22 protein-coding genes are annotated in these 23015 nt (G+C 60.2%); 13 read left to right on the top strand and 9 right to left on the bottom strand.

Annotated features, from left to right (window positions below):
• Positions 1-294 precede the first annotated feature (294 nt).
• Positions 295-1212, top strand: coding sequence for a hypothetical protein (locus A1355_RS04845; protein ID WP_064025546.1), 918 nt, complete (start codon positions 295-297; stop codon positions 1210-1212).
• Positions 1213-1413: 201 nt separating this feature from the next.
• Entirely contained in the window at positions 1414-1908 is a 495-nt protein-coding gene (locus A1355_RS04840; RefSeq protein WP_064025544.1) for a hypothetical protein, read from the top strand.
• A 106-nt stretch (positions 1909-2014) separates the two neighbouring features.
• Here A1355_RS04840 and A1355_RS04835 read toward each other — a convergent pair whose 3' ends face one another.
• Complete coding sequence (locus tag A1355_RS04835) at positions 2015-2281, bottom strand: hypothetical protein (RefSeq protein WP_064025542.1); 267 nt, start codon at positions 2279-2281, stop codon at positions 2015-2017.
• 256 nt (positions 2282-2537) lie between these two features.
• On the opposite strand from A1355_RS04835, the gene A1355_RS04830 reads away from it, so the two are divergent.
• The 10 genes from A1355_RS04830 to A1355_RS04785 all read left to right on the top strand — a co-directional run bounded on the left by A1355_RS04830 (position 2538) and on the right by A1355_RS04785 (position 10987).
• Positions 2538-2834 carry a hypothetical protein gene (locus A1355_RS04830; RefSeq protein ID WP_064025540.1) on the top strand — a complete coding sequence of 99 codons (297 nt, stop codon included), beginning with the start codon at positions 2538-2540 and terminating at the stop codon, positions 2832-2834.
• A 160-nt stretch (positions 2835-2994) separates the two neighbouring features.
• Positions 2995-4884, top strand: a complete 1890-nt coding sequence (locus tag A1355_RS04825; protein WP_064025538.1) for an ATP-binding cassette domain-containing protein — start codon at positions 2995-2997, stop codon at positions 4882-4884.
• A 127-nt stretch (positions 4885-5011) separates the two neighbouring features.
• On the top strand, positions 5012-5521 hold the full coding sequence (locus tag A1355_RS04820; RefSeq protein ID WP_064025557.1) for a hypothetical protein: 510 nt from the start codon (positions 5012-5014) through the stop codon (positions 5519-5521).
• A gap of 9 nt (positions 5522-5530) precedes the next feature.
• The gene (locus tag A1355_RS04815; RefSeq protein WP_064025536.1) at positions 5531-5974 is read left to right on the top strand and encodes a universal stress protein; all 444 of its coding nucleotides are present in this window, start codon (positions 5531-5533) and stop codon (positions 5972-5974) included.
• Positions 5967-6491, top strand: a complete 525-nt coding sequence (cobU, locus tag A1355_RS04810; RefSeq protein ID WP_064025534.1) for a bifunctional adenosylcobinamide kinase/adenosylcobinamide-phosphate guanylyltransferase — start codon at positions 5967-5969, stop codon at positions 6489-6491. The genes A1355_RS04815 and cobU overlap by 8 nt, the downstream gene beginning before the upstream one ends.
• Before the next feature lie 2 nt (positions 6492-6493).
• Positions 6494-7534 carry a nicotinate-nucleotide--dimethylbenzimidazole phosphoribosyltransferase gene (cobT, locus tag A1355_RS04805; protein ID WP_064025532.1) on the top strand — a complete coding sequence of 347 codons (1041 nt, stop codon included), beginning with the start codon at positions 6494-6496 and terminating at the stop codon, positions 7532-7534.
• A gap of 142 nt (positions 7535-7676) precedes the next feature.
• Positions 7677-8129, top strand: a complete 453-nt coding sequence (locus A1355_RS04800; protein ID WP_231883562.1) for a TM2 domain-containing protein — start codon at positions 7677-7679, stop codon at positions 8127-8129.
• A 2-nt stretch (positions 8130-8131) separates the two neighbouring features.
• A complete protein-coding gene (locus A1355_RS04795; protein ID WP_082885362.1) occupies positions 8132-8848 on the top strand; it encodes an adenosylcobinamide-GDP ribazoletransferase in 717 nt (238 codons plus the stop codon).
• Positions 8845-9534, top strand: coding sequence for a 5,6-dimethylbenzimidazole synthase (bluB, locus tag A1355_RS04790; protein ID WP_231883561.1), 690 nt, complete (start codon positions 8845-8847; stop codon positions 9532-9534). The genes A1355_RS04795 and bluB overlap by 4 nt, the downstream gene beginning before the upstream one ends.
• Complete coding sequence (locus A1355_RS04785; RefSeq protein ID WP_064025530.1) at positions 9524-10987, top strand: cobyric acid synthase; 1464 nt, start codon at positions 9524-9526, stop codon at positions 10985-10987. Before bluB ends, A1355_RS04785 begins: the two co-directional genes overlap by 11 nt.
• A gap of 6 nt (positions 10988-10993) precedes the next feature.
• Here the strand turns inward: A1355_RS04785 and A1355_RS04780 are convergent, their stop codons facing one another.
• The 3 genes from A1355_RS04780 to A1355_RS04770 form a co-directional block, all read right to left on the bottom strand.
• A complete protein-coding gene (locus tag A1355_RS04780; protein WP_064025528.1) occupies positions 10994-15622 on the bottom strand; it encodes an EAL domain-containing protein in 4629 nt (1542 codons plus the stop codon).
• Positions 15623-15690: 68 nt separating this feature from the next.
• Positions 15691-16314, bottom strand: coding sequence for a tetratricopeptide repeat protein (locus A1355_RS04775; RefSeq protein WP_231883560.1), 624 nt, complete (start codon positions 16312-16314; stop codon positions 15691-15693).
• Between the two features lie 126 nt (positions 16315-16440).
• Positions 16441-16914, bottom strand: a complete 474-nt coding sequence (locus A1355_RS04770; RefSeq protein WP_064025526.1) for a CYTH domain-containing protein — start codon at positions 16912-16914, stop codon at positions 16441-16443.
• A 123-nt stretch (positions 16915-17037) separates the two neighbouring features.
• On the opposite strand from A1355_RS04770, the gene sodB reads away from it, so the two are divergent.
• Entirely contained in the window at positions 17038-17619 is a 582-nt protein-coding gene (gene sodB / locus A1355_RS04765; protein ID WP_064025524.1) for a superoxide dismutase [Fe], read from the top strand.
• Between the two features lie 67 nt (positions 17620-17686).
• On the opposite strand, the gene A1355_RS04760 is transcribed toward sodB, so the two are convergent.
• From A1355_RS04760 to A1355_RS04740, 5 genes are all read right to left on the bottom strand, one after another.
• Entirely contained in the window at positions 17687-18895 is a 1209-nt protein-coding gene (locus A1355_RS04760; protein WP_064025522.1) for an HD-GYP domain-containing protein, read from the bottom strand.
• Positions 18896-19053: 158 nt separating this feature from the next.
• Positions 19054-20175, bottom strand: coding sequence for a HupE/UreJ family protein (locus tag A1355_RS04755; protein ID WP_064025520.1), 1122 nt, complete (start codon positions 20173-20175; stop codon positions 19054-19056).
• Between the two features lie 4 nt (positions 20176-20179).
• Entirely contained in the window at positions 20180-20839 is a 660-nt protein-coding gene (locus A1355_RS04750; RefSeq protein ID WP_064025519.1) for a hypothetical protein, read from the bottom strand.
• Positions 20840-20854: 15 nt separating this feature from the next.
• Positions 20855-21232: a copper resistance CopC family protein gene (locus tag A1355_RS04745; protein ID WP_064025517.1), complete on the bottom strand. Its 378-nt coding sequence runs from the start codon at positions 21230-21232 to the stop codon at positions 20855-20857.
• Positions 21233-21256: 24 nt separating this feature from the next.
• Positions 21257-22495, bottom strand: a complete 1239-nt coding sequence (locus tag A1355_RS04740; RefSeq protein WP_064025515.1) for a sialidase family protein — start codon at positions 22493-22495, stop codon at positions 21257-21259.
• Positions 22496-23015: the final 520 nt, after the last annotated feature.

The following is a 23015-nucleotide window of genomic DNA, read 5'->3' as shown; positions in this document are numbered from 1 at the left end:
CGCCAACTGCCCTTTTTAGGCTTAACGATCATGAAACCGCTGCATCGCCCAGCAAATGAAAGGTAGTGGCGTAGGGGTGGCTTTAGCCGCGATTGAAGGCGCTCTGCCACCGAATTGGGTGGCGGCGTCCGGCGACTTTCAGAGTAACGGCATTGCCGTGAGCCGGGATAGGCGGTCGCCGTGTCCAATCCAGCCCGCGACGTCGACAAGCAAAGTCGAATCGATACGATAAGATTTTCCGAGCGGAAGGCGGTGTGTTAACGTGGCCGTTTTTACCGGAAACCATCACTCGTTATGACATCATCCTTCAAGCTCGCTCTCGCCGCTTTCCTGCTGCCCGCCGCCGCGCTTGCCGCGACGCCGGCCGGGCAGGACCGCTTGCATATTTTTAACGACATGCCGACCAAGACCGGCGATGCGCTGTTTTCGTATACGGCGGAATGGCGTATCGACGACGGCGAACTTTATCGCGCCACCGGACTGAGCTTTTTGAATCCGGCCAAGTTCGAGGGCGCGGCGCCGACCGCGGTGACCAAAAAGCTGCTGACCGCGATCAAGGACGGCATGATACAGCTCGACCCCAATTGGCGCGGGATGACCGTCAACCAGCCTGAGGGTCAGCCTGAATTGGCGATTGCCAATCGAGCCGGCTACGCGCTGACCAATATCATCGTCAGGGATTACACCAACCAAAAAATGCGTTATGCCTTGGGTGACCGGGCGTTCGGCGCCGCCGGCGTCCGGGTGGCGGTCGATTTGGTATATGCGGCCGACGTTGAGTATTTGGAGGGTTTTACCTCCAAGAAGAACCAAAGCGGTTCGCACGGCGAAATCGAAATCGCGATCGACGGCCAACGGCCGGTGACGATCAAGACCGACGGCAAGACCACGGCCGAATTGGAACAAGAACTGGCCCGGCAATTGGCCGGCAGTCAGCTCGGTGTCACGCCGCTGTTTCCGCACATCGTCAACAAGGATACTCGCAACAACAAACCTTTCGACGGCAGCGAGCTGCAATGGACCAATCTCGGCGCCAAGGCGATTGCGATCAACGTCACCGATCCGCAACTCGGCGTGCTGGTCAAATTCAAATACCCGAACGATACCGCCGGCGGCGCGGTGGCCGATTCCGGTCTGATCCTGCCTTTGCTCGGCGCGGCGGCGGTCGGGGTAGTCGGGTTTTTGGCGTATCGCCGCCGTCGCCCCGCGTGATTCGGCGGCGGATTCAGTCGGCAAACTTTAATCCGGTTTTCACCGTTTTTTAATTCTCTCTCCAGAAGGTCTTCATGCGGATTGCGTATTCTGTTTCACGTGCGTTACCGGGCCAGGCTGCGTCGCCGGCGGCTTGGGTTGGTAACGCACAAGACAGGATGTGGGTCGCACAAGGACGTGATTTTAATTTTTGGAGACAGTATGGTCAGATTCGGGACCGTTGTTTTAATCGGCTGGCTACTGGCCACCGATACCCCCCAGGCCAATAACCGGCTACCGACCGACCAAATTCATCATTTTCAGATTTCGGATAGGCTGTTCGATCAGTACGATTTCGAGCGGTGGAGTTTGTTAGCCGAAAGCGGTGCCGCCTTGCAACGGCCGGCTACTCCCAGCGCGGTTGGCGCGCGGCGCTTGGAGCTTGCCCATCCGAGCGGCGTTTCGTCCGGAGTCTATCGGTTTCGGGGCGAACGTTTGACGAATGCCGATTTTGGCGGCGAAAGCGCCGCGCAAATCTGGCTGGATAATGTGTTTTTGTTGGCGCTAACCGACGGGCCGCGCCGTAAAGCGCCGGCGGCGGATGTCGCGCCTATTCCGGATCTTGGCGGCGTTTCGGTGCCGTTGCCGGCGGCGGCGTGGACGATGTGTTCCGCCGTGATGGGGCTGCTGTACGCCGGACGGCGCAAGCCGGTCTAACGCTTTTTCTTCTCTTCCGTCCCCGCTCCGGGCGGACGGCCGCGAGTCGTCCCATGCGCCCGCGTCCCCGGTTCGGTGCTTGCTTGGCAAGCACCGGCTTCGGGTGCTATTCGGTCAAACGCTGGCTGATGCGCTGATACGCCGCTTTCAATTCCTCTCCGACCACTTGCGCCTTGGCAATGTAGTCTTCGGATGTTTCTATCGACTCGTCGGCGATTTCGGAGGCCTTGGACTTGAACTGCTGCCAAAGTTGTTCGGCTTCGGCGAATTCGTCCTTGGCATCCATAGAGGCCAGATGCAGTTTAAGTTGTAAGCTCTCCCGTTCCGTATTGAGTTTTTCCAGCAAATGATCGAAATCTTGGCTTAATGACATGGTCTATCTCCCGTTTGGTTGAGACCGTGCGACCGCCAATTAGCGGGAAAGTTTAACCGTTAAGCCGATTCGCTGGCTTGGAACGCACGCGCGGCCGGTGTGGCTCGGCTTGATCGAGATCAAACCGTCCGGAGCGACGTTGGGGTTAAATGCACTCGGACGGTTCGCCAACGCGGCCGGCCGAGTCGTTGTCGATTCGGTCGGGTCTCGCCAGCGGTGCGCCGATTCCGCATCTTTTGGAGATAGGGGAGGACAAATGGATAACGACCTACTGATCGATCAAGCCCGCCGTCTGTATGCCCGATTGGCGGTATCGCAAGTTTGGCTACCTTACCCGCAAACCGGCGGCGCGTTGCGGCGTTTCGAGCAGGCGACGGAGCGCGCCTACGGGCGCTATCTGCGTCGCTTGAACCGTTGCGCCTGCTGCCATCGCCAGCGTGGCTACGAGTGCATCCGCCTAGCCGGTCACAAACGCATACCCTGTTTGCGTCGGCCTGCGGTCGCAAAGTCTCGAGCCGAGCAGAGCTGGCGGGATTACCGTTTAGCCGGCTGAGCCCGAATCCGCCGGTTTTCAGGCGGGGAGCTTCACTCTAGCGTCTCCTCTACACGGCATCCGGGCTATCCTAAAATCGCCCACACCCTGGCGGCCGTCCCGCGCTAAAATCCCCGCCCAGGTTTGGCATGGGGCCAGGCCGACTGCTATCGCCACCATCATGCTCAATTTCAAAAACATCGCGATCCGCCGCGGCAACCGCTTGTTGTTCAGCGGCGCGTCCTTCACGATACACAAGGGCCAAAAGATCGGTCTGACCGGCGCCAACGGCGCCGGCAAATCCAGCTTGTTCGCACTGCTGCGCAACGAACTTCACGCCGACGAGGGCGAGTTTTCGATGCCGCCGAATCTGGAGATTGCCCACGTCGCTCAGGAGACCCCGGCTCTGCCCAGTTCGGCGATCGATTACGTGTTGGACGGCGACCGCGAACTGCGCGCCTTGCAGCAACAATTGGCGGCGGCCGAGGCCGATCACGACGGCATCAAGTTGGCCGAATTGCACGTCGCGCTGGACCACGTCGGCGGCTACACCGCCCAGGCCCGCGCGTCGCGCTTGCTGAACGGTCTGGGATTCAGCACCGAACAGGAAAGCCGGCCGGTCAGTTCGTTCTCCGGCGGTTGGCGGATGCGCTTGAATCTGGCTCAAGCCTTGATGTGCCGGTCCGACGTGTTATTGCTCGACGAGCCGACCAACCACCTGGACTTGGACGCGGTGATGTATTTGCAGGACTGGCTGGTCAAATATCCCGGCACCTTGCTGTTGATTTCGCACGACCGCGATTTTCTCGACACCATTACCGACCACATCGTCCATATCGAACAAAACCAGGCTGAGATCTACACCGGCAACTATTCGGCATTCGAACGCATGCGCGCCGAGAAATTGGCCCAGCAACAATCGGCTTACGAAAAGCAGCAGCGCGAAATCGCGCACATGCAAAGCTTCGTCGATCGCTTCAAGGCCCAGGCGACCAAGGCCCGTCAGGCGCAGAGCCGGATCAAGGCCCTGGAACGCATGGAATTGATCGCCCAGGCCCACGTCGATTCGCCGTTCGGTTTCAGCTTTCCGCCGCCGAAAAAAATGCCCAATCCGCTGCTGCAACTGGAACACGCGGACATCGGCTACGGCGACAAAGTCATCGTCAAAAACGCCAGCCTGACCATTACGCCCGGCGATCGCATTGGCTTGCTGGGACCCAACGGCGCCGGCAAGTCCAGTCTGATCAAGGTGCTATCCGGACAAATGCCGGCCTTGAGCGGCAAGTTGCGGAACGCTCAGGACTTGAACATCGGCTACTTCGCCCAGCATCAACTGGAGTTGCTGCGGCTGGAGGAAAGCCCGCTGTGGCATTTGCAACAGCTCGACAAGCAAGCCACCGAGAAGGACTTGCGCAATTTTCTGGGCGGTTTCGATTTTCGCGGCGATAAGGTCAACGATCCGGTCGAGCCGTTTTCCGGCGGCGAAAAAGCCCGGCTGGTGTTGGCGATGCTGGTTTATCAAAACCCCAATCTGCTATTGCTCGACGAGCCGACCAACCATCTGGATTTGGAGATGCGCCACGCCTTGAGCGTGGCCTTGCAGGAATACCAAGGCGCGTTGCTGGTGGTATCGCACGACCGGCATTTGCTGCGCTCGGTCACCGACACCTTGCTGCTGGTGGCCGGCGGGCAAGTCCAGCCCTTCGACGGCGATTTGGACGATTACAAGCAATGGCTAGCCGAACAAAAAAAGGCCGGCGACGAACCGGCCGGGTCGGCGGAAACGGCGAGCGGCGTGTCCCGCAAGGATCAACGCAAACAGGATGCCGAACGCCGCCAGCGTTTGAAACCGTTGCTGGACGCGGTCAAGAAAGCCGAGGCGGCGGTCGAGAAGTTTCACCACCAGCAGCGCGAACTGGAGGAACAACTGGCCGATCCGGCTATCTACAGCGACGACAACAAGGAAAGGCTCAAGCAGTTGTTGGCTCAAAAGGCGAACGTCGATAGCGCGCTGGAACAGGCCGAACTGGATTGGCTGACCGCCGAGGAAACTCTGGCGCAGGCCGAATAATCGGGGTTGGCCGATCCGGACGCTGCCGCCCACGTCCGGGCGGCGATTTGACAGACCGCCGATGTCCCGGCAGTTTAGCTTGCCAAGCCGGCGCGAGCCGGCACCTACTCATTTCAGCGGAGCCATCATGTACCAACTAGTGCTGTTGTTTTTCGAGATCTGCATGCTACGCAAGGGGCCGCAAGACGTGCCGGCGTCGCGCTGGCTAACCCGGCTGGCCTTCCTACCTTACGCGCTGATCAATCTGTTGATTTTGCTGATCGGTAGCAGCTTCGCCGGCGCCCTGCTGCAGTTATTGCTGCAAACCGCGTTGATCGTTGGGTTTACGTATCCGTTGCTGTATTTTTCCGGCAATCCGAACCGCTTTCCGCAAACCCTGACGGCGTTGCTGGGCTGCGATGCAATGATCACCTTCTTCGCGATTCCGGCGATGGCCAGTTTGGAAACCCAGGCCAACCAACTGGCCTATATCGCGATGTTGCTGCTGATGGCCTGGCACTGGCTGATCAACGGCAACATCTATCGCCACGCGCTGGACAAGCCGTTGCCGTTCGGGTTGGCGTTGGCGCTTTTGTATATACTGATTTCGTCGCAAGCGATGTCCTTGCTGTTTCCCGAACTTCCCACCGCAGAATAAGAGAGAGCCATGGCCATTTACCAACACATATTACTGGCAGTCGATTTTTTCGAGGCCAACGATCAAGTCGTTCACAAGGCTAGCCAAATTGCCGAGCAGAACAATGCCAAGCTCAGCTTGGTTCACGTCGTCGACAATTTGCCGATTTCCGATCCGGCCGCCGACGCCATCATCCCATTCGATGTCGAATTGACCCAAGAGCTGATGGATGCCTGCAAACAACGCCTGATTAAACTCGGCGAGGAGTTGCAGGTGCCGGTCGAACGCCAATACCTGGAAATGGGTAGCCCGAAAATGGAAATCGTCCGGATTGCCGAGGAAAACCAGGCCGACTTGATCGTGGTCGGCTCGCATGGCCGGCACGGTTTGGCTTTGCTGCTCGGCTCCACCGCCAACGGCGTGTTACACCACGCCAAATGCGACGTACTGGCGGTCAGGCTGGCGGATGATTGAATTGGTGCTGGGCGGGGCGCGTTCAGGCAAGAGTCGCTATGCCGAAACGCGGGCCGTCGAATCGGGCTTGCCGGTGGTCTACGTGGCCACCGCCGAAGCCGGCGACGCCGAGATGCGCGAGCGCATCGCCCGCCATCGTCTGGATCGTCCCGCCGGCTGGGTGACCGTCGAGGAGCCGCTGGATCTGGCCGGTACGCTACGGGCCGCCGCCGCCGATCGCTGCATTCTGGTCGATTGCCTGACGCTGTGGCTCAGCAATGCCTTGTTCGATAGTCGCGGCAATTTGCGGGCCGATCACTATTACCGCCACCGCGACGCGCTGTGCGAAACCTTAAGCTCGGTGCGGCGACGGGTGGTGATGGTCAGCAACGAAGTCGGTTACGGTGTGGTCGCCGCCGATCCGGCCACCCGCCGTTTCGTGGACGAGGCCGGTTTTTTGCATCAACGGCTGGCCGAAATCTGCGACCGGGTGACGTTGGTGGCGGCCGGTTTGCCGCTGGTTCTGAAATCGGCGTGAGCATGGATTGGATATTTCAAGCGCCGGCCCAGCCGGACTGGCGGCTGTTCGAGATCGCCGCCGCCCGGCAAGCGCAATTGACCAAACCGCCCGGATCGCTGGGTGTGCTGGAGGAAAGCGCCGTGCGCTTGGCGGCTTTGCAGCGCCGGGAGCGGCCGAGCGTCGAACGGGTCTGGATCAGTGTGTTCGCCGCCGATCACGGCATCGCCGAGGCGGGCGTGTCGGCATTTCCGCAAGTGGTCACCCAGGAAATGGTCAAGAATTTCGCGGCCGGCGGCGCTGCGGTCAACGTATTGGCTCGCGCCCTCGGCGCGGACTTTGAAGTCGTCGATGTCGGTCTGGTGGCGCCGGTGGACGTGCCGGGCGTCGTCAATTGCCGCGCGGGTTCCGGTACGGCCAGCTTTTTGACGGCGCCGGCAATGAGTGTCGAGCAACTTGCGGTTGCGTTGTCCGCCGGCCGGGACGCGGTGGCACGAGCGCTGACTGCCGATGCCGAATTGTTCGTCGGCGGCGAAATGGGTATCGCCAATACCGCCAGTGCCAGCGCATTGGCCGCCGCCCGGCTGGGTTTGCCTGCCGCCGATTTAACCGGCGCCGGTACCGGTCTGAGCCCTGGGCAGATCGACAGAAAGGCGGCGGTCATCGAGCAGGCCTTGGCCTTGCACCGCGAGGCCTTGAACTCGCCGCTAGCGATGTTGCAAATCCTGGGCGGTTTCGAAATCGCAGCGCTGACCGGTGCCTATCTGGCCGCGGCCCAGCAGGGTTTGCCGGTCGTCGTCGACGGCTTCATTAGCGGGGTGGCGGCTTTGCTGGCCGCCGCGCTATGTCCGGGCTGCGCCGATTGGTTGTTCTTCGGCCACCGTTCGGCCGAAAAAGGTCACGTTCTGGTGTTGGAAGCGCTACACGCCAGGCCCTTGCTGGCGTTGGATTTGCGGCTGGGCGAAGCCAGCGGGGCGTTGATGGCGATACCGGTGTTGCAAATGGCTTGCCGCTTGCACAACGAGATGGCGACCTTCGCCCAGGCCGGCGTCAGTACCGCTTGATGCCGGCGGAACGCCAGCCGTGGCGGCCGGGCGGCGTTTCCCGTATCATGAGCGGCCGAAAACGCCAGGGCTGATCCGGCGTTTTCGGCTACCGGGTCGGACTCCGACCTGCTTCATAAGAATAAACCCGCCCGAGAGCCCGATGCGGCGTATTCGAGGCGGCGAGAACCGGGTTAACGACATGCTAGGACATATAGAGAGTTACGACGCCGATTGCCAAACCGGCGTTATCAAAGCCAAAGACCAATTTTACGAGTTTCATATCGAGCAATGGCAATCCGACGCGCCGCCCAAGTCCGGCGACGACGTGGATTTCGATTTCGAGGACGACAAAGTCACCGAAGTCAGTCTGGTCGGTGCCTATCTGATGGAATCCCAACCGGTGAAAAGCCGGATAGTGGCCGGTTTGTTGGGTATCTCGCTGGGCGCGGTCGGCTTGCACCGCATCTATTTGGGCTTTTACACGATAGGCATCGTACAGATTCTGGTGACCTTGGCGACCGGCGGTTACGGCGTGATGTGGGGCTTCATCGAGGGCGTGCTGATCCTGACCGGACATATTTTCAAAGACGCCAAGGGCAGGCACCTGAAATAACCGTGCGAGCGTTCTGGCTGGCCTGGCAATTTCTGACCCGGTTTCCGGTCCCGGCGGTTGGGTTCGACGGACCGACGGCCGGCCGATCCTTGCTTTGCTATCCGTTGGTCGGTTTGCTGCTCGGCGGCTTGTTGAGCGGGTTGGCGGCCTCGTTGACCGGAACGCCGGCCTACTTGCTGGCGGGCATCTTGTTGACGGCTTGGGTACTGGCGACCGGCGCGCTGCATTTGGACGGTTTGGCCGATTGCGCGGATGCCTGGGTCGGCGGCCACGGCGACCGCGAACGCAGTTTGCGCATTATGAAAGATCCGGCCGCCGGGCCGGTGGCGGTCTGTTTGCTGGTGTTAATCCTGTTGCTGAAATGGGCGGCACTGACGGCGCTGTTGGAACGGCATGATCCGTCACCGCTATGGACCGCGCCGTTGCTGGGGCGCACGGCGATTTTGCTGCTCATGTTGACCGCCGAGTACGTCAGCCCAGCCGGGTTGGCGGCGACCTGGCTGGCGCATGCCGATTTCCGGGCGATGCGCTGGACCGTCGGCGCGGCGCTGTTGTTGGCGTTGGGCCTGTCGGGCTGGCTACCGCTGCTCGCGGCCGGTCTGGTGCTGTGGTGGCTGCGGCGCGCGGCGCTGGCCCGTTTGGGCGGCGTGACCGGCGACGTGTACGGCGCCGCCGTCGAATTGGTCGAAACGACGGTATTGCTGGCGGTGGCCTTGTGAATCGGCCCGTGCCGATTAGTGAATCAGGCGAAACCGGCGCGGCTTCGGCTTTCAGTGCGGCCGAAATCGCCGGCGTTTATCGGGTGATCGCCGAGCGTCGCGATATGCGCCATTTTCTGTCCGATCCGGTCGATCCGGCCTTACTGGCCCGCTTGCTGCAAGCCGCGCATCAAGCCGGCAGCGTCGGTCTGATGCAACCCTGGCGCTTTATTCGCATCACCGATACCACATTGCGGCAGCGCATTCACGACCTGGTCGAACAAGAGCGCGTCGCCACCGCCGAGGCGTTGGCCGAACGCCGCGACGAATTCATGCGTTTGAAGGTGGAGGGTATCCTCGATTGCGGCGAATTGCTGGTGGTGGCCTTGCCGGATCGGCGCGAGCGGCATATCTTCGGCCGGCGCACCCTGCCGGAAATGGATGTGGCGTCGGCGGCCTGCGCGATACAAAACCTGTGGTTGGCGGCCCGCGCCGAAGGCCTCGGCATGGGCTGGGTGTCGCTGTTCGATCCGGCGGCGTTGGCGGCCTTGCTGAATATGCCGGCCGGCGCCAAGCCGATCGCGATTTTGTGTTTGGGCCACGTCGCCGAGTTTTACCCCAAGCCGATGTTGGAACTGGAAAACTGGGCGACGCCGCAAGCCTTGTCGGCGTTGGTCTGGGAAAACGCTTGGCAAGATGATCCCTAAAGCTTTGATGGTGCAAGGCACCACTTCCGATGCCGGCAAGAGCACGCTGGTGACGGCGCTGTGCCGTTACTACCGGCGCCAGGGAGTGGCGGTGGCGCCGTTCAAGCCGCAAAATATGGCTTTGAACAGCGCGGTGACTGTGGACGGCGGCGAAATCGGCCGCGCCCAGGCGGTGCAGGCCGCCGCGTGCGGCTTGCCGCCGCATAGCGACATGAATCCGGTGTTGCTGAAGCCCCATTCCGATACCGGCGCTCAGGTCATCATTCACGGCCGGGTACTGGCCAACCAGTCCGCCGCGCAATATCACGATTACAAGACGGTGGCGATGCAGGCGGTGTTGGCCTCCTGGCGGCGTTTGACCGGACAATATCAAGCGGTGATCGTCGAAGGTGCCGGCAGTCCGGCCGAAATCAATTTGCGGGCCGGCGATATCGCCAATATGGGTTTCGCCGAAGCGGTCGATTGCCCGGTCATCTTGATCGCCGACATCGATCGCGGCGGGGTATTCGCCCACATTGTCGGTACTTTGGCGCTGTTGAGCGAAAGCGAGCGGCGGCGAGTCATCGGCTTCGTGATCAACCGGTTTCGCGGCGACATCGGGCTGCTGCAACCCGGCTTGGACTGGCTGGAAGCCGAAACCGGCAAGCCGGTACTGGCGGTGTTGCCGTATTTGTCCGATCTGTTCCTGGAGGCCGAGGACGCCTTGTCCAGCCGGCATGGCCGCGGCGACGGCGCACGGCCGTTCGACATCGTCGTGCCGCATCTGCCCAGCTTCAGCAACCATACCGACTTCGATCCGTTACAACTGCATCCCGGCGTGCGGGTGCGTTTCGCCAGATCGCCCGATCGGATTGGTGGTGCCGATCTGCTGGTGCTGCCGGGCAGTAAGGCGGTGCGCCGCGACTTGGCGCGTTTGCGGGCGATGGGCTGGGATACCTTCATCCAACGCCATTTGCGCTATGGCGGCAAACTGCTGGGTATTTGCGGCGGCTTTCAAATGCTGGGCCGGTCAATACACGACCCGCGCGGCATTGAGGGCGAGCCGGGTAGCGTGGCTGGTCTGGGTTTGTTGGACATCGACACCGAGCTGGCGCCGGACAAATGCCTGCGCCAAACCGGCGGCCGACTGGCCGGCACAGAAACAGCCGTGGCGGGCTATGAAATTCATATGGGCGTCAGTCGCGGACCGGGCTTGGCGCACCCGCTGTTGGAATTGGCGGCCGGTTCGGACGGCGCCGTGTCGGCCGACGGCCAGGTGGCCGGTACTTATTTGCACGGCTTGTTCGATTTGCCGGCGGCGGCCGATGCCTTACTCGCCTGGGCCGGTTACGCCGACGCCGGCGCGGTGGATTTGGCGGCCTTGCGCGAGGCGGGTATCGACAGCCTGGCCAATTGTCTGGCCGAGCATTTCGATTTCGCCAAACTGGCCGAGGGCTTGCGCGAGTTCGGCTGAGTCCGCTTAGATGTAAAGCTCCAGTTGTTCCAAGAGCTGGATGATATCCAGATTGGCGCTTAGCAAGCGCTGGTAGGTCTCGCCGGTCAGCGCGGGCCGTCCCTGTTGGTGTTCCCGCAACACTTGTTCGGCCAGCAAGGTTTGACGGGCTTGGGCTTGCGCCAGTTTGCCCAGCAAACGGCGGTCGGCGCTGGTTTCCAGTTCCAAGCGTTCCAGCCATTTGTTCATGTGCGATTTTTTCTGGATCAAGGTCGGCCAATAGCCGCCGTTGTCGGCCGGCGCGCGCAGATAGGCTTCCAGACGGCGCAACCAATATTGTTGCTGCAATTTCAGCAGCGACAACTGGACGCGGCCGGGATGCAACGGGTTCCGCGCGCTGGCGGTCCAGGCCGGGTAGTTGCGGTAATCGCGGATCCAGTCGGCCAGTGCCGCAGCCGGCATGGGGCGGGCGATGCCGAAGCCTTGGGCCAAATGGCAGCCTAGATGGATCAGAAACACGCCGTGTTCAATGTCTTCGACGCCCTCGGCGACTACGTCGCGCTTGAAGGCTCTGGCCAAGGCGATCACGCTTTCGACGATCGATAAGTCGTCCGGGTCGTCGATCATGCCGCGCACAAAGCTTTGGTCGATCTTGACCGCGCTAATGGTTAAGTGCCGCAAATGGGTCAGCGATGAATAGCCGGTGCCGAAGTCGTCCAGCACGCAGGGTATGCCCAGGTCGTGATAGCACTGCTTCAAGACTTCGCCGACCGAGATCAGGTCGTCGAGCACGCTGCTTTCCAACACTTCCAGTTCCAATTGCCGCGAAGAAATACCCGGATGGGCCGCCAGCAATTGCTCCAACTCCGGCACGAATCGCGGCCATTGCAAATGGCGCGGCGAGACGTTGACGCTGATCTGCAGCTTGAGACCGGTGTCTTGCCAGCGCTGCAATTCGGCGAAGGCGCTCCGTATTACCCAGTTGCTGATGTCGATTTCCAACGGATGGCCTTCGACGATGGGCAGGAATTCAGCCGGTGCCAGCAAGCCCCGCTCCGGATGTTGCCAGCGGATTAGCGCTTCGGCGCCGACCACTTCGCCGCTAGCCAGATTGGCTTTGGGTTGGTAATACAGCCGGAACTGACCTTGTTCGAGCGCCGCGCCGATTTCCCGCAACGCCAGTTCCAGCCGGTTCGGCGGCGCCGACTTCCGCTCCGGCAACTCGGCAAGTTCGTCGTAGAGGCGGTAGCAGTTGCGGCCGGCCAGTTTAGCCTGATACATCGCGTGATCGGCGTGGCGCAGCAGAAGGTCGGGTTCTTCGCGGTCGAGGGGATAGATCGTTACGCCGCTGCTGGCGGCGATCCGGACCGGACCGGCCGCCAGCTCGAAGGGTTCGGCCACGGCTTGATGGATGCGTTTTAACGTGTCTTCGCACTGCGATACCGATTGCAGGTTTTCGAACAGCAGCGCGAATTCGTCGCCGCCCAATCGGCATACGGTGTCGCCCTCGCGCAGATTTTGACGGATGCGCTTGGCGACTTGTACCAGCAATTGGTCGCCGGCCTCGTGGCCGTAGCCGTCGTTGACCTGTTTGAAGCCGTCCAGATCCAGATAACACACCGCCAGTAAGCATTCCGAGCGCTTGCTGTGGGCGATCGCCTGAGCAAAGCGGTCGCCGAACAGCGCCCGGTTGGGCAGCTGGGTCAGAACGTCGTAGTGAGCCAATACTTCCAATGCTTGTTGTTGGCGCTTGGTATCGGTAATGTCGGAAAACAGGCCGATGTAATGGACGATCTTGCCGGCATCGTCGCGCAACGCCGAAATCGTCAGTAGCTCGGCGTAGCAGTCGCCGTTTTTGCGCCGGTTCCATATTTCGCCCTGCCAATGGCCGCTGTCGGTCAACGCCTGCCACATCTCGGTGAAAAACTCGTCGGGCTGCTTGTCCGACTTCAGCAGGCGTGGGTTCAGGCCGAGCACTTCGGCGCGGTCGTAGCCGGTGATGGCGGTGAAGGCGGCGTTGACATCGATAATATTGGCTTCGGTATCGGTGATGACGATACCTTCGTGCGCGTCGGAAAACACCCGTGCCCACAGGCGCTGCTTTTCCTCGGCCGCCTTGCGTTCGCTGATGTCGTGGACGATGCCGCGCATCCGTAGCGGTTTGCCCTCGCTGTCGCGTTCGGCCTGGCCGACCGAGCGCATCCAGCGTTTTTGACCGTCGGCGTCCACGATCCGGTACTCGACATCGTATTTCGCGCCGGTTTCCAGGTGGGCGCGGGTCGCGGCCAGCACCGCCGGCCGGTCCTCGACATGCACCGCCGCCAAAAAATCGCCCCAACTGTGTTGCGCGGTTTTCGGAAAGCCCAGGCTGCCGGTGACGATCTCGGACCAAAACTGCCGGCCGGTCAGCAACTCCGCTTCCCAGATGCCGATGCCGCCGTAGATCTGGCTCATCCGGAAACGTTCCTCGCTCTGCGTCAGCGCCAGTTCGGTTTGTTTGCGCTCGGTGATGTCCTGGACCAGTACCACGAAACGGTCGGTGTCGGCCTTGTAGCTGTCGATCGCGTACCAGCGGCCGATTTCCTCGACGCGGTTTTCGAAATGGCGCGGTTCGCCGCTGGTTTCCAGGTCGTCGAAGCTGGCGATCCACGGGCAGTGGGTGTCAGGCAGCAATTGCCGGACGGTTTTGTTCAACCATTCTTGCCGGGCGATGCCGGTCATGCGTTCGAAGGCCGGGTTGATGTCGAGATAGCGGTAATCGACGATCTTGCCGGCGGCGTCGCGGATCACTTGGTGCAGCGCGAATCCGAGCGACATGTTGGTGTAGAGCAGCGCCAATTCGGCTTCGCTGCGCTTGCGAGCCTTGACCTCGCGGTTCAGCCGATACAGCCAATAACCGACCAGGGCAAAGGTCAGGATGGCCGGCAAGCCCCATTTGAACAGAGTTTCCGGGCGGATGCCTTGCTCGATTTTCAGGCCCAGCCAGCGGTTGACGATGGCGTCGTGTTCGGCGTGGCTGATGGTGGTCAAGGCTTTTTCCAGAGCCGACAGCAATTCCGGGTTGGTCTTGCTTACCGCCATTCGGCTTTCGCTCAGGTAGCCGGCTTGGCCGGCGATGCGCAAATTCAGCAGGCCGGCGCGGCCGAGAGCGTGGCTGGCCGAGGCGGCGTCGCCGATATACACGTCGGCCTTGCCTTCCGCGACCAGGTTCAGCGCTTCGCCGACCGATGAGGCTTCCAGTTGCTGCAGCGTCGGGTGGTCGCGACGCAGCAATTCCTGGACGAAATAGCCTTTTTCGACGGCGACGCGTTGGCCCGCCAGCATTTGTAACGACCCAATGTAGCCGCTGCTTTCCGGCGCGATGATGACGGTCGGCGTCGAAATATAGGCTTGGGTAAAACTCAGGTAGTGCTCGCGTTCGGGGGTTTTGACCGCGGCGGCGATCATGTCCAATTCGCCGCGTTGCGCCATTTCCAGGGTTTCGTGCCAGGTTTTGTCGCGAACCGGTACGAATTCGACATTCAGCAGGCGGCTCACCAGACGAAGGAAATCCGGCGCGATGCCGATGTATTGGCCTTGGGCGTCTATCGACTCGTAAGGGGCAAAGTTAGGGTCTATCCCCAGCCGGATCTGGCGATGGGTCTGCAACCATTGACGTTCTTCGGCGGAAAGTTGCGGCCCGCTGGATTGGTTGCCGCCGCCGTATACAAAACCGTCCAATTGGGCGTCGTTTAGCGGCTTGGCCAGATTCAGGCTGGCGTAGATTTCGGCGACGCGCCGCAGCCGGCCGGTTTCTATCTGGCCGAGCGGGATCTTGTCCGGTAGGATCAGCTTGCGGGTTTCGGTGGCTTCGAAGCGCAGTTGCGCTTCGCTCAAGTCGTTGCGGTATTTCGAGCGGATCAGTCGGATGATTTCGTCCGGATGATCCAAGGCGTATTGCCAACCTTTCAGGCTGGCGCGGCGAAAGCGTTCGGCACGACCGGGGTGGCGAGCCAATTCGGTTTGGCTGGTGAACAGTAGGTCGCCGTAGAAATCGACGCCGTAGTTTTGCGGATTGATGATGTTGAAGCTGATGCCAGCTTTCTGCAGGGTGTAAGGGCGATCGGTGATATAGCCGGACATCACGTCGACCCGGTCCTGGATCAAATCCGCGTCGTCGAAGCTTTCCGGGACTTTGACGTAATGGCTCTCGTTGAGATTGGCTTCCGACAGCAGAGCCCGCACCGGCGCGTTGTTTTCGCCGACCACGTCGTACATGATGCGCTTGCCGGCCATCTCGTAAGGGCTGATGATGCCGGAAGCTTGTTTGCTGAACAGCACCAGCGCGTCGTGCTGAAAGATGGCGGCCAGGGCGACGATGGGCTTGCCGTTGGCATAGTCGGCGACGATGCCGGAGTCGCCGATACCGTAATCGGCCGCGCCGTCGGCGACTTGCCGAATGTAATCCTGGTTTGGCGAGCGTTCGCGAACTTCGACCTGCAAGCCTTCCTCGGCGTAATAGCCTTGTTCCACCGCCGCGTAATAGCCGGCGAATTGGAACTGGTGGAACCATTTGAGTTGCAGAACGACGTTTTCCGGCGGCGGGTCGGCGGCAGCGACCAAGTAAGGAAGCAGCAGAACGAAGACTGCCGCCAGCCGGGAACGGGTGATTATCATGATTGCCGCTACGCGCTTCTGAAAAACTTAGCCCATTCTACATGCTCCGGCTTTGCTTTCAGCCGGATTTAGCGGGTTTGGTTGTTGGCGTCCGCAAACAGCGACTGGTATTTGGTTTTACCGCCGGCTTGCCGGCCTTGCTCGGCTTGGGTCAGGGCCGATTTGGCGGCGTCGCGCAAGCGCAGGTCCGCCAACGAGGGCTGCTTGCGCAGTGGTGCCTGAATCGCTTTTTGCAGAAAGCTTACTGCTTCGGCGGTACGGTCTTGGTCGAGCAGGTAATCGGCGTAAAAATAATTGGCGTCGACACCGTTAGGGTTGATGCTCAGGCTGGTTTTAAGCATTTGCTCGGCTTTCCGGTTGTCGCCGAACGATACCGGCCAGCCGGGTACCATGTAATACAAGGTGCCGAGCGTGACGTAAGCGGCGCCGTCCAACGCATTGGGGTTCATATGAATCGCTTCTTCGAGTAACGCCTTCGCCGAATCCAGCGTGGACAGCGCTGTCAGCGAGGATTGAAAGGCCGCGTTGGTGACCATGATCGTGGCTTGCCAAATCTTGGGTTCGGCGGCATTCGGATAGCGCGCCGCCAATTCGGCGGCTTGCGCTAGCAACAGCGGATATTCCAGTTTCTGACGGTCTTCGTCGTGCTGGTAATACGCGTTGGCCCAATTGCTTTCCAGGGTGGCGATCACGCTGGAAAGCTCCGAAGCGGACGCGGCGGAGGAAAAAAGTATCAAAAAAACAACAATAGTAGCTTTAACCATACATTGACTATAGTGCATTTCAAACACCATTTCAATGTATTGGTTAAATTATTGTTATTTATCCCAATCCTTGAACGGTTTTTGCGACAAATTGTTGTTGTAATAGCGCAAATCATCGGTGACTTCCTGGCCTAGCCACGCCGGTTTTTCGAAGGATTCGCCAATTTGCGACAACTCGATTTCGGCGACGATCAGCCCGTGGTTGTCGCCGATGAATTCGTCGATTTCCCACAGGTGCGGATTACGGCGCACGAAATGGCGGGTTTTCTCGACTAACGGTTTGTGGCACAACTCATCCAATAGCGTGTTGGCGTCGGCCAGCGGAATTTCGTATTCGAATTCGTGGCGATGGGTGCCTATCGTCGCGCTTTTGATGTTTAGCCAGGCTTGAGTGTCCGAGACGCGTACCCGCACCGAACTGAGCGGACTGCCGCTCAAATAGCCTTGCCGGTAGGACACCGAATGCTCGACTTCCGCTCGCCAATCGTCGTTCGCCAACAAAAATTTATGCTCAATCTCAAGCGCCATGCCTATTCCCCTGCGATTAGATGATGATCTGTGATAATTCTTTATTATAATGCTGGGTAATTAGGCGAAGGTACTTCCGGAGCCTAATAAGTTGCTGCTGTTCAATCACTCTGGAGAAAGAAGATGGCTTTTGAATTACCTGCATTACCGTACGCAAAAGACGCTTTGGCGCCGCATATTTCCGTGGAAACCATCGAGTATCACTACGGCAAACATCACCAAACCTACGTGACCAATCTGAACAATCTGGTACCCGGTACCGAGTTCGAAGGTCTGACGCTGGAAGAAATCGTCAAAAAATCCTCCGGCGGCATCTTCAACAATGCGGCCCAAATTTGGAATCACACCTTCTATTGGAACAGCCTGTCGCCGAACGGCGGCGGCGCGCCGACCGGCGGTTTGGCCAACGCGATCGACCGCACCTTCGGTTCGTTCGACAAATTCAAGGAAGAGTTCACCAAATGCGCGGTGACCACCTTCGGTTCCGGCTGGGCTTGGTTGGTGAAAAACGCCAACGGTAGTTTGGAGCTGGTCAGCACCAGTAACGCCGGTTGTCCGTTGACCGCAGGTCAAACTCCCATTCTGACCTGCGACGTTTGGGAACACGCCTATTACATCGACTTCCGCAACCTGCGTCCTAAATACTTGGAAGCGTTCTGGGCCTTGGTCAACTGGGAATTCGCCAGCGCCAACTACGACGCTTAATCGCTAAACGCGGGGCGGGCGGTGTCCTCACAGGCCGGCTCGCTCCGCTCCTTTTTGCCCTCCGCCGCTATTGCCGCAAATAAGCCGTCGGTTCTATCCGCCACCGGCCCGGCATTTCAAAACTTAATATCCGCCGGTTACAACTCGGCTTCGCCAAATCGTAGTCGCGCGGTTTGATAAAACGCCGTTGTCTGGCATCGAATATGGTCCTGACCTTGGGATGCAGCAAGTCTTCGCGATGTTGCTCGACTACCACGGCCAACTCGTCGCTCTCCAATTTGACCAGGGTGCCCACCGGGTAGATGCCGACCGTGCGGATGAACTGGTGCACCAAACGGGTATTGAAATGGCTGCCGCCGCCCTCCAGCAAGGTTTTCAGCACGGCGGTCGGTTCGGTGCCGTGGTGGTAGACCCGGTTCGAAGTCAATGCGTCGTAAACGTCGACGATGGCCGCCATCTGACCGAAGCGGCTGATTTGCTCGCCGATCAAGCCCAGCGGGTAGCCGCTGCCGTCGTAACGCTCGTGGTGTTCGGCCGCGACGCTGATCGATATCGGCGAGATGCCGAAAGTATTTTCCAATAGACCGCGGCCGGCCTCGACATGGCCCTTGACGATTTCGAATTCGGCGCTCGTCAATTTGCCGGCTTTGTTCAGCAGCTCCTGCGGAATCCGCATCTTGCCGATGTCGTGTAACAGTCCGCCCATGCCTGCCAATTCGATTTCGGCCCGCTCGATGTTCAGCGCCCGGCAAAAACTGATGAGCAATGTGCCGACCGCGACCGAATGTTGGAACGTGTATTGATCGGCGCGCTTCAAGCGCAACAAGCTGATCAAGGCATCCGGATTGCGGAAAATCGACTCGGTAATCGCCGTGACCACTGGGCGGGCTTGTTCCAGCGCCACCTGCTTGCCCAATCGGCAATCCTGTAACATGTCGCGCACTATGGAATGGGCTTCGTGGTAGACGTGGCGGGCTTGGCGCAGTTCTTCCGCGATCGGCACCGCCGCCACGATAGGCTCGATAGCGGCGCTGCGATGGATTTCGCTGGTCTGAGCCGGCGTGAATTGGTTCGAGTCGCCACTTGGCGCCAAGTCGTCGCCTTTGTCGGTGTCGATGTAGACGTAACGCAAGCCTAAATCGGCGATTTTTTCGACATCTTGCGCCGACGCCAGCTTAAACCGGTTGCGCAAGAACGGATGCTCGGACCAGTCGCGGTTCAAATCGTGGACGTACATGCCAGGCCGCAGATCGCCGACCTCGATTTTCTTAATCACTGGGCTTAAGCTCCTGTCCGATGGGCGAAGGCCCAATCCAGGCGCCCGCGCGATCGCCTAGTTTGCGGCGTATTCGGCTTGGCCGTCAACCTGGAAAACCGGCCGAAGTGTCTGGGGACGACGGCGGGCGCCGCGTCTGCTCGCCGTCCCTTTCGGCGCTATAAAACAGTACGTTCCAACAACCAGTAAGCGCCCATCATGCACACCGCCGCCGAACAGCTTTTCAAAAATTTGTCGGCGATCGCGATTTGATTATTCAACCACCAGATGATCGGTAACACGATCGCGGCGACCGCGATCTGGCCGGTCTCGATGCCTAGGTTGAACGACAGCAGCGGCAACAAGATGCCGGTATCGCTGCTGGAAATCTCCATTTCCCGCAACACGCTGGCAAAACCGAAGCCGTGAACGAGGCCGAAGCCGAAAGTGAGCCATTCGCGGCCCTTGGGATGGTCGCCGCGTATCAGATTCTCGGCGCTGACATAAATAATCGTCGCGGCGATGAAGGGTTCGACGAAGCTGCTCGGCAGCTCGACCAAGTTCAAGCCGGCCAGCGCTAACGTGATCGAATGGGCGATCGTGAAGAAGGTGATGATTTTCAGCGCCGGCCAGAAATTGTGGGTGACCGCCAGCAATGCAAACAAAAACAGCAAGTGATCGTAACCGGTCAGAATGTGTTCGACGCCCAGCTTAAAAAAGTCGGCGAAGGCCGTCAGCCAAGCGCCACCGCCGGCTTGCGCCGCGCCGGCCGTCAACTCGACGCTCAGGCTGGCGTCGTTTTTACCCAACATTTTTTCCGCCAAGGTTTTGCCGTCGCCGTCCTTGACCGTCAGGTATTGCTGATGACCGTCCGGCAGCGAAGCCAGAAAAGCGGATTGCAGCGTCAGTCGGCCCGAGCTTAGCGGTCCGAAATGGAACTCGACGTGGGCGTTGTTTTGCTCGTCGTAATCGACCCGGCCCGGTTCGCTGGGCGCCAGCACGGCATTGCCGTCCAGAAGTCGAAATTGATCGGCCAATAATTTGGCGACGGCGGGTTTGGCCGCCTCGCGCTCGGCGTCGCTGACTTCGGCGTCCAGATCGCTGTCCATCGGCGAGAAGGCTTCGATGTCTTGTAGCGCGAACGTCACCTTGGCGATGACGCCGTCGGGTTTGACCACGACGTCGACCGAACTTAAACCCGGCGGGTGGGCGGCAACCCAGGCGGATTGCGTCAACAGCCAACAGGCCAGCAGGGTGCGAACCAGCCATGCCGGCTGAAAACATAGGTTTAGCTGATGCATCGCGTTAATTCTCCTGGCCTTCGGATGGCGGGCTCGGTTTGCGCTTGCGTAGAAAAAACCACACGCCAAATCCGGCCAACAATAATCCGCCAACGCTGCCGCCGATCAGCACCAGCGGCGGTTGGGCGCCGGCCGGCGCCACGCCGACTTCCAGCGGCACCCGAAATTTGTCGTCTTCCTCGATCGCATCGCCGATTAAAAAGTACAGCACGTAGTCGCCGGTTTTATCGACATCGGCCTGTGCCTCGACGGCGCCGCGTGGATAGAGTTTGGCCGGAAACTCGGCGACGGTACGGATCTCGCGGATATCGTTCGGCGGCTGTTGGCCGGTCTTTTCGACTTCAACCAGTTTCACGCCGATCGGGGTAGCGCGGATGTCGCGGTCGATCAAATCGGCGGTGAAAAACATCTTGCCGGCGCGGGGGATTTGCTGACAAAACGGCACGAAGGCGGCTTTGGCGTCGGCGGCGTTATCGGTTTTTTCCGGCTGGATGTAAGCACTGAAATGCACCGCGTAAAAGTCGTTGGCGATGATGCAATCCAGATCGGGGCGATTGCCCAAGGCGTTGGATTGTTTGGCGCCGAAGCCGAGTTTATCGCAGCCGCTCAATAGCGGCAGCGCGGCCAGCAGCGCGGCTGTCAAGGAAAAGGAAAAACGGGTCATGGGCTTGCCTGGGAATTAAGGTTTCACGGTGAAATCGAATTTGCCGGTGACGATGTGCGTATCTTCCGACACCACCCGATAGCGGACCGTGTACTTGCCCGGCGCCAAGTTGGCGACCGTGGCGTGAATATGGGAGCCGTCGGTCAGGCTTTGTTCGACGTCGTGATTATCGACGCGCTTGCCGGCGGCGTCGATGACCGCCAACGCTTTGTATTCGCTACGGACCGGATCGTTGAACCACAAATCCACTTGTTTCGGCGCTTCCTTGACTTCCTCGTCCTTGGCCGGTTGCGACTTCACCAGGATGGCGTGCGCCAGCGCCGACACCGGGCTCAGCAGTGCCGTCGCCATCAGACCGGCTTTTATTATTGTTGTAATGTGCGACTTGGGCATGATTACCTCTCGAAAAATAAAAATCTAATGAATCAGCGCGGCCCGCCATTGTTTGGCGGCACCGGGTTGTTGCTCGTACCACAATGCCAGCCAGTCCTGGCCAGTTGCGACGATCCGCGGAAAACCAGCCGAGGCGGCCGGCGCGGACAGCAAGCGGCCCGGCGTCCAACTCGCGCCGTGGTCGGCGGACTCGGCCAGATACACTTTCGAGCCCGCCGGTCCCAGCGCGTCCCAAACCGCGAGCAAGCGCTCCGCGCCGGCGGCCAGATCGGCGTGGAACGGACTCATGCCGTCGCCCAGCCGATGCGGCGCGCTCCAGCTCGCGCCGCCGTCGGCCGACTGCAAATGATACAGGCCAACCTGTTGGTCCGCGCCGGTCCACACCAGTGCGTGCCGGCTGGCGTCGTCGGCGTAGGCCAGGCTGCCGCCGTTGTGCGGACAGCCGTCGAATTTCCAGCCGAAGCCGCCGACCGTGGCGGCCCGTTGCCAGCTGATGCCGGTATCGGCGGATTGGGCCAACGCCATGTCGCGCGGCTCCATGTCGCGGTACAGAATGTCGATCTTGCCGTCCGGCGCCGCCGCGATCCGGTTCCAGCAACACGAACAACTGCTGTCGTCCACGCTTTGCGCGGCTTGCCAATGCAAGCCGGTGTCGTCGGAGCGGGCGTAGCGCACGCCTTGATAACCGTTTTCGTCGCGGTCGTCCAGCCAGACCAGATGAAAACGGCCGGCCGCGTCGGCCGCGAGATCGTGGTGGGATTGGTCGATGTCGCTGCCGGTCGGGTTGGCGCCGGCGTGCCAGCTTTGGCCGCCGTCGGCCGAACGCGCCACGAACAGCGGGCCCATGCCGGGAATTTCGCCGCTGACTTGCCAAACCAGAACTACATTGTCGCCGCTGGCGGCCACTTGAATATCGTTGCCGGTTTTCGATTCCACCGGCCGCTGAAATTGCCCGGCCAGCGCCACCGGCGCCGACCAATGCCGGCCGCCGTCTTCCGAATGCAGATAACCGATGTAGGGCTGGCGCGGATCGCCGCCGTCGGCGATAAACGCCGCATGCACTTTAGCGCCGTTGGCCTGCACGTCAAAGCTTCGCAGCCCCTGCAAGCCTAATGCCGCGAAATCGACGATTTGCACCGGTTCCGGCGCCGTGCCTATCACGTTCGCGACACCGCCGGCATCGCGCTCGGACGCGTTGTCGCAGGCCGTCAAGACGGCGGCGCTCAACAGGGCGGCGGTGCGGAACAATCGGCCGAGCGGCATCGGTGGTACTTCCGGAAATGGAATGGGGCGCTGATTAGACCACATTGGAGGGCAAAGCTGAATATCCGAAGAGTGGGGATGGGGTCGGGCGGCGCTTTTGCGGGTTTCGACCGAGACAATGTCCACCGAAGGAAGGGATAGCCGCCCAATCGTCTTTTAGACTGTACAACCGGGGAAGTTTTCGCATGACTTCGCTGCAGCACTAGCGGGATAGATGAGGCAGGTCTGACGATGATTCGGTTTGCCGCGAAATCCAGATGCAGCAGCATATCGCGCTTCCAAGCCGCTCGACGCGGGGCAGGCTGGTCATTTTAAAAACGATCCGACCGCATGGCCGCTCACTTTTTTGAAATTTCCGACTTCCCCGCCCGCGCTTCTACTAAGGTAGAAACTATTGCCTAGAATCACGCCTACCGATCTCGCCGTTTCGGTAAGCGACATCCATACAAAACGAATCGCGATATGCGGTGTCGACAATTTGTTAGAAATGTTTTAATAACCTAGGGGCTGTTGCCATTTT

It is taken from the genome of Methylomonas koyamae (assembly GCF_001644025.1).
GTDB classification, from domain to species: domain Bacteria; phylum Pseudomonadota; class Gammaproteobacteria; order Methylococcales; family Methylomonadaceae; genus Methylomonas; species Methylomonas koyamae_A.
The sequence above is the reverse complement of the archived record's forward strand: the minus strand, read 5'-3'. Positions and strand labels throughout refer to the sequence as shown.

Bases quoted from the DNA above. Each gene is read 5' to 3' on its own strand.
- A1355_RS04845 (WP_064025546.1), top strand. From the start codon at position 295: ATGACATCATCCTTCAAGCTCGCTCTCGCCGCTTTCCTGCTGCCCGCC.
- A1355_RS04840 (WP_064025544.1), top strand. From the start codon at position 1,414: ATGGTCAGATTCGGGACCGTTGTTTTAATCGGCTGGCTACTGGCCACC.
- A1355_RS04835 (WP_064025542.1), bottom strand. From the start codon at position 2,281: ATGTCATTAAGCCAAGATTTCGATCATTTGCTGGAAAAACTCAATACG.
- A1355_RS04830 (WP_064025540.1), top strand. From the start codon at position 2,538: ATGGATAACGACCTACTGATCGATCAAGCCCGCCGTCTGTATGCCCGA.
- A1355_RS04825 (WP_064025538.1), top strand. From the start codon at position 2,995: ATGCTCAATTTCAAAAACATCGCGATCCGCCGCGGCAACCGCTTGTTG.
- A1355_RS04820 (WP_064025557.1), top strand. From the start codon at position 5,012: ATGTACCAACTAGTGCTGTTGTTTTTCGAGATCTGCATGCTACGCAAG.
- A1355_RS04815 (WP_064025536.1), top strand. From the start codon at position 5,531: ATGGCCATTTACCAACACATATTACTGGCAGTCGATTTTTTCGAGGCC.
- cobU (WP_064025534.1), top strand. From the start codon at position 5,967: ATGATTGAATTGGTGCTGGGCGGGGCGCGTTCAGGCAAGAGTCGCTAT.
- cobT (WP_064025532.1), top strand. From the start codon at position 6,494: ATGGATTGGATATTTCAAGCGCCGGCCCAGCCGGACTGGCGGCTGTTC.
- A1355_RS04800 (WP_231883562.1), top strand. From the start codon at position 7,677: ATGCGGCGTATTCGAGGCGGCGAGAACCGGGTTAACGACATGCTAGGA.
- A1355_RS04785 (WP_064025530.1), top strand. From the start codon at position 9,524: ATGATCCCTAAAGCTTTGATGGTGCAAGGCACCACTTCCGATGCCGGC.
- A1355_RS04780 (WP_064025528.1), bottom strand. From the start codon at position 15,622: ATGATAATCACCCGTTCCCGGCTGGCGGCAGTCTTCGTTCTGCTGCTT.
- A1355_RS04770 (WP_064025526.1), bottom strand. From the start codon at position 16,914: ATGGCGCTTGAGATTGAGCATAAATTTTTGTTGGCGAACGACGATTGG.
- sodB (WP_064025524.1), top strand. From the start codon at position 17,038: ATGGCTTTTGAATTACCTGCATTACCGTACGCAAAAGACGCTTTGGCG.
- A1355_RS04755 (WP_064025520.1), bottom strand. From the start codon at position 20,175: ATGCATCAGCTAAACCTATGTTTTCAGCCGGCATGGCTGGTTCGCACC.
- A1355_RS04750 (WP_064025519.1), bottom strand. From the start codon at position 20,839: ATGACCCGTTTTTCCTTTTCCTTGACAGCCGCGCTGCTGGCCGCGCTG.
- A1355_RS04745 (WP_064025517.1), bottom strand. From the start codon at position 21,232: ATGCCCAAGTCGCACATTACAACAATAATAAAAGCCGGTCTGATGGCG.
- A1355_RS04740 (WP_064025515.1), bottom strand. From the start codon at position 22,495: ATGCCGCTCGGCCGATTGTTCCGCACCGCCGCCCTGTTGAGCGCCGCC.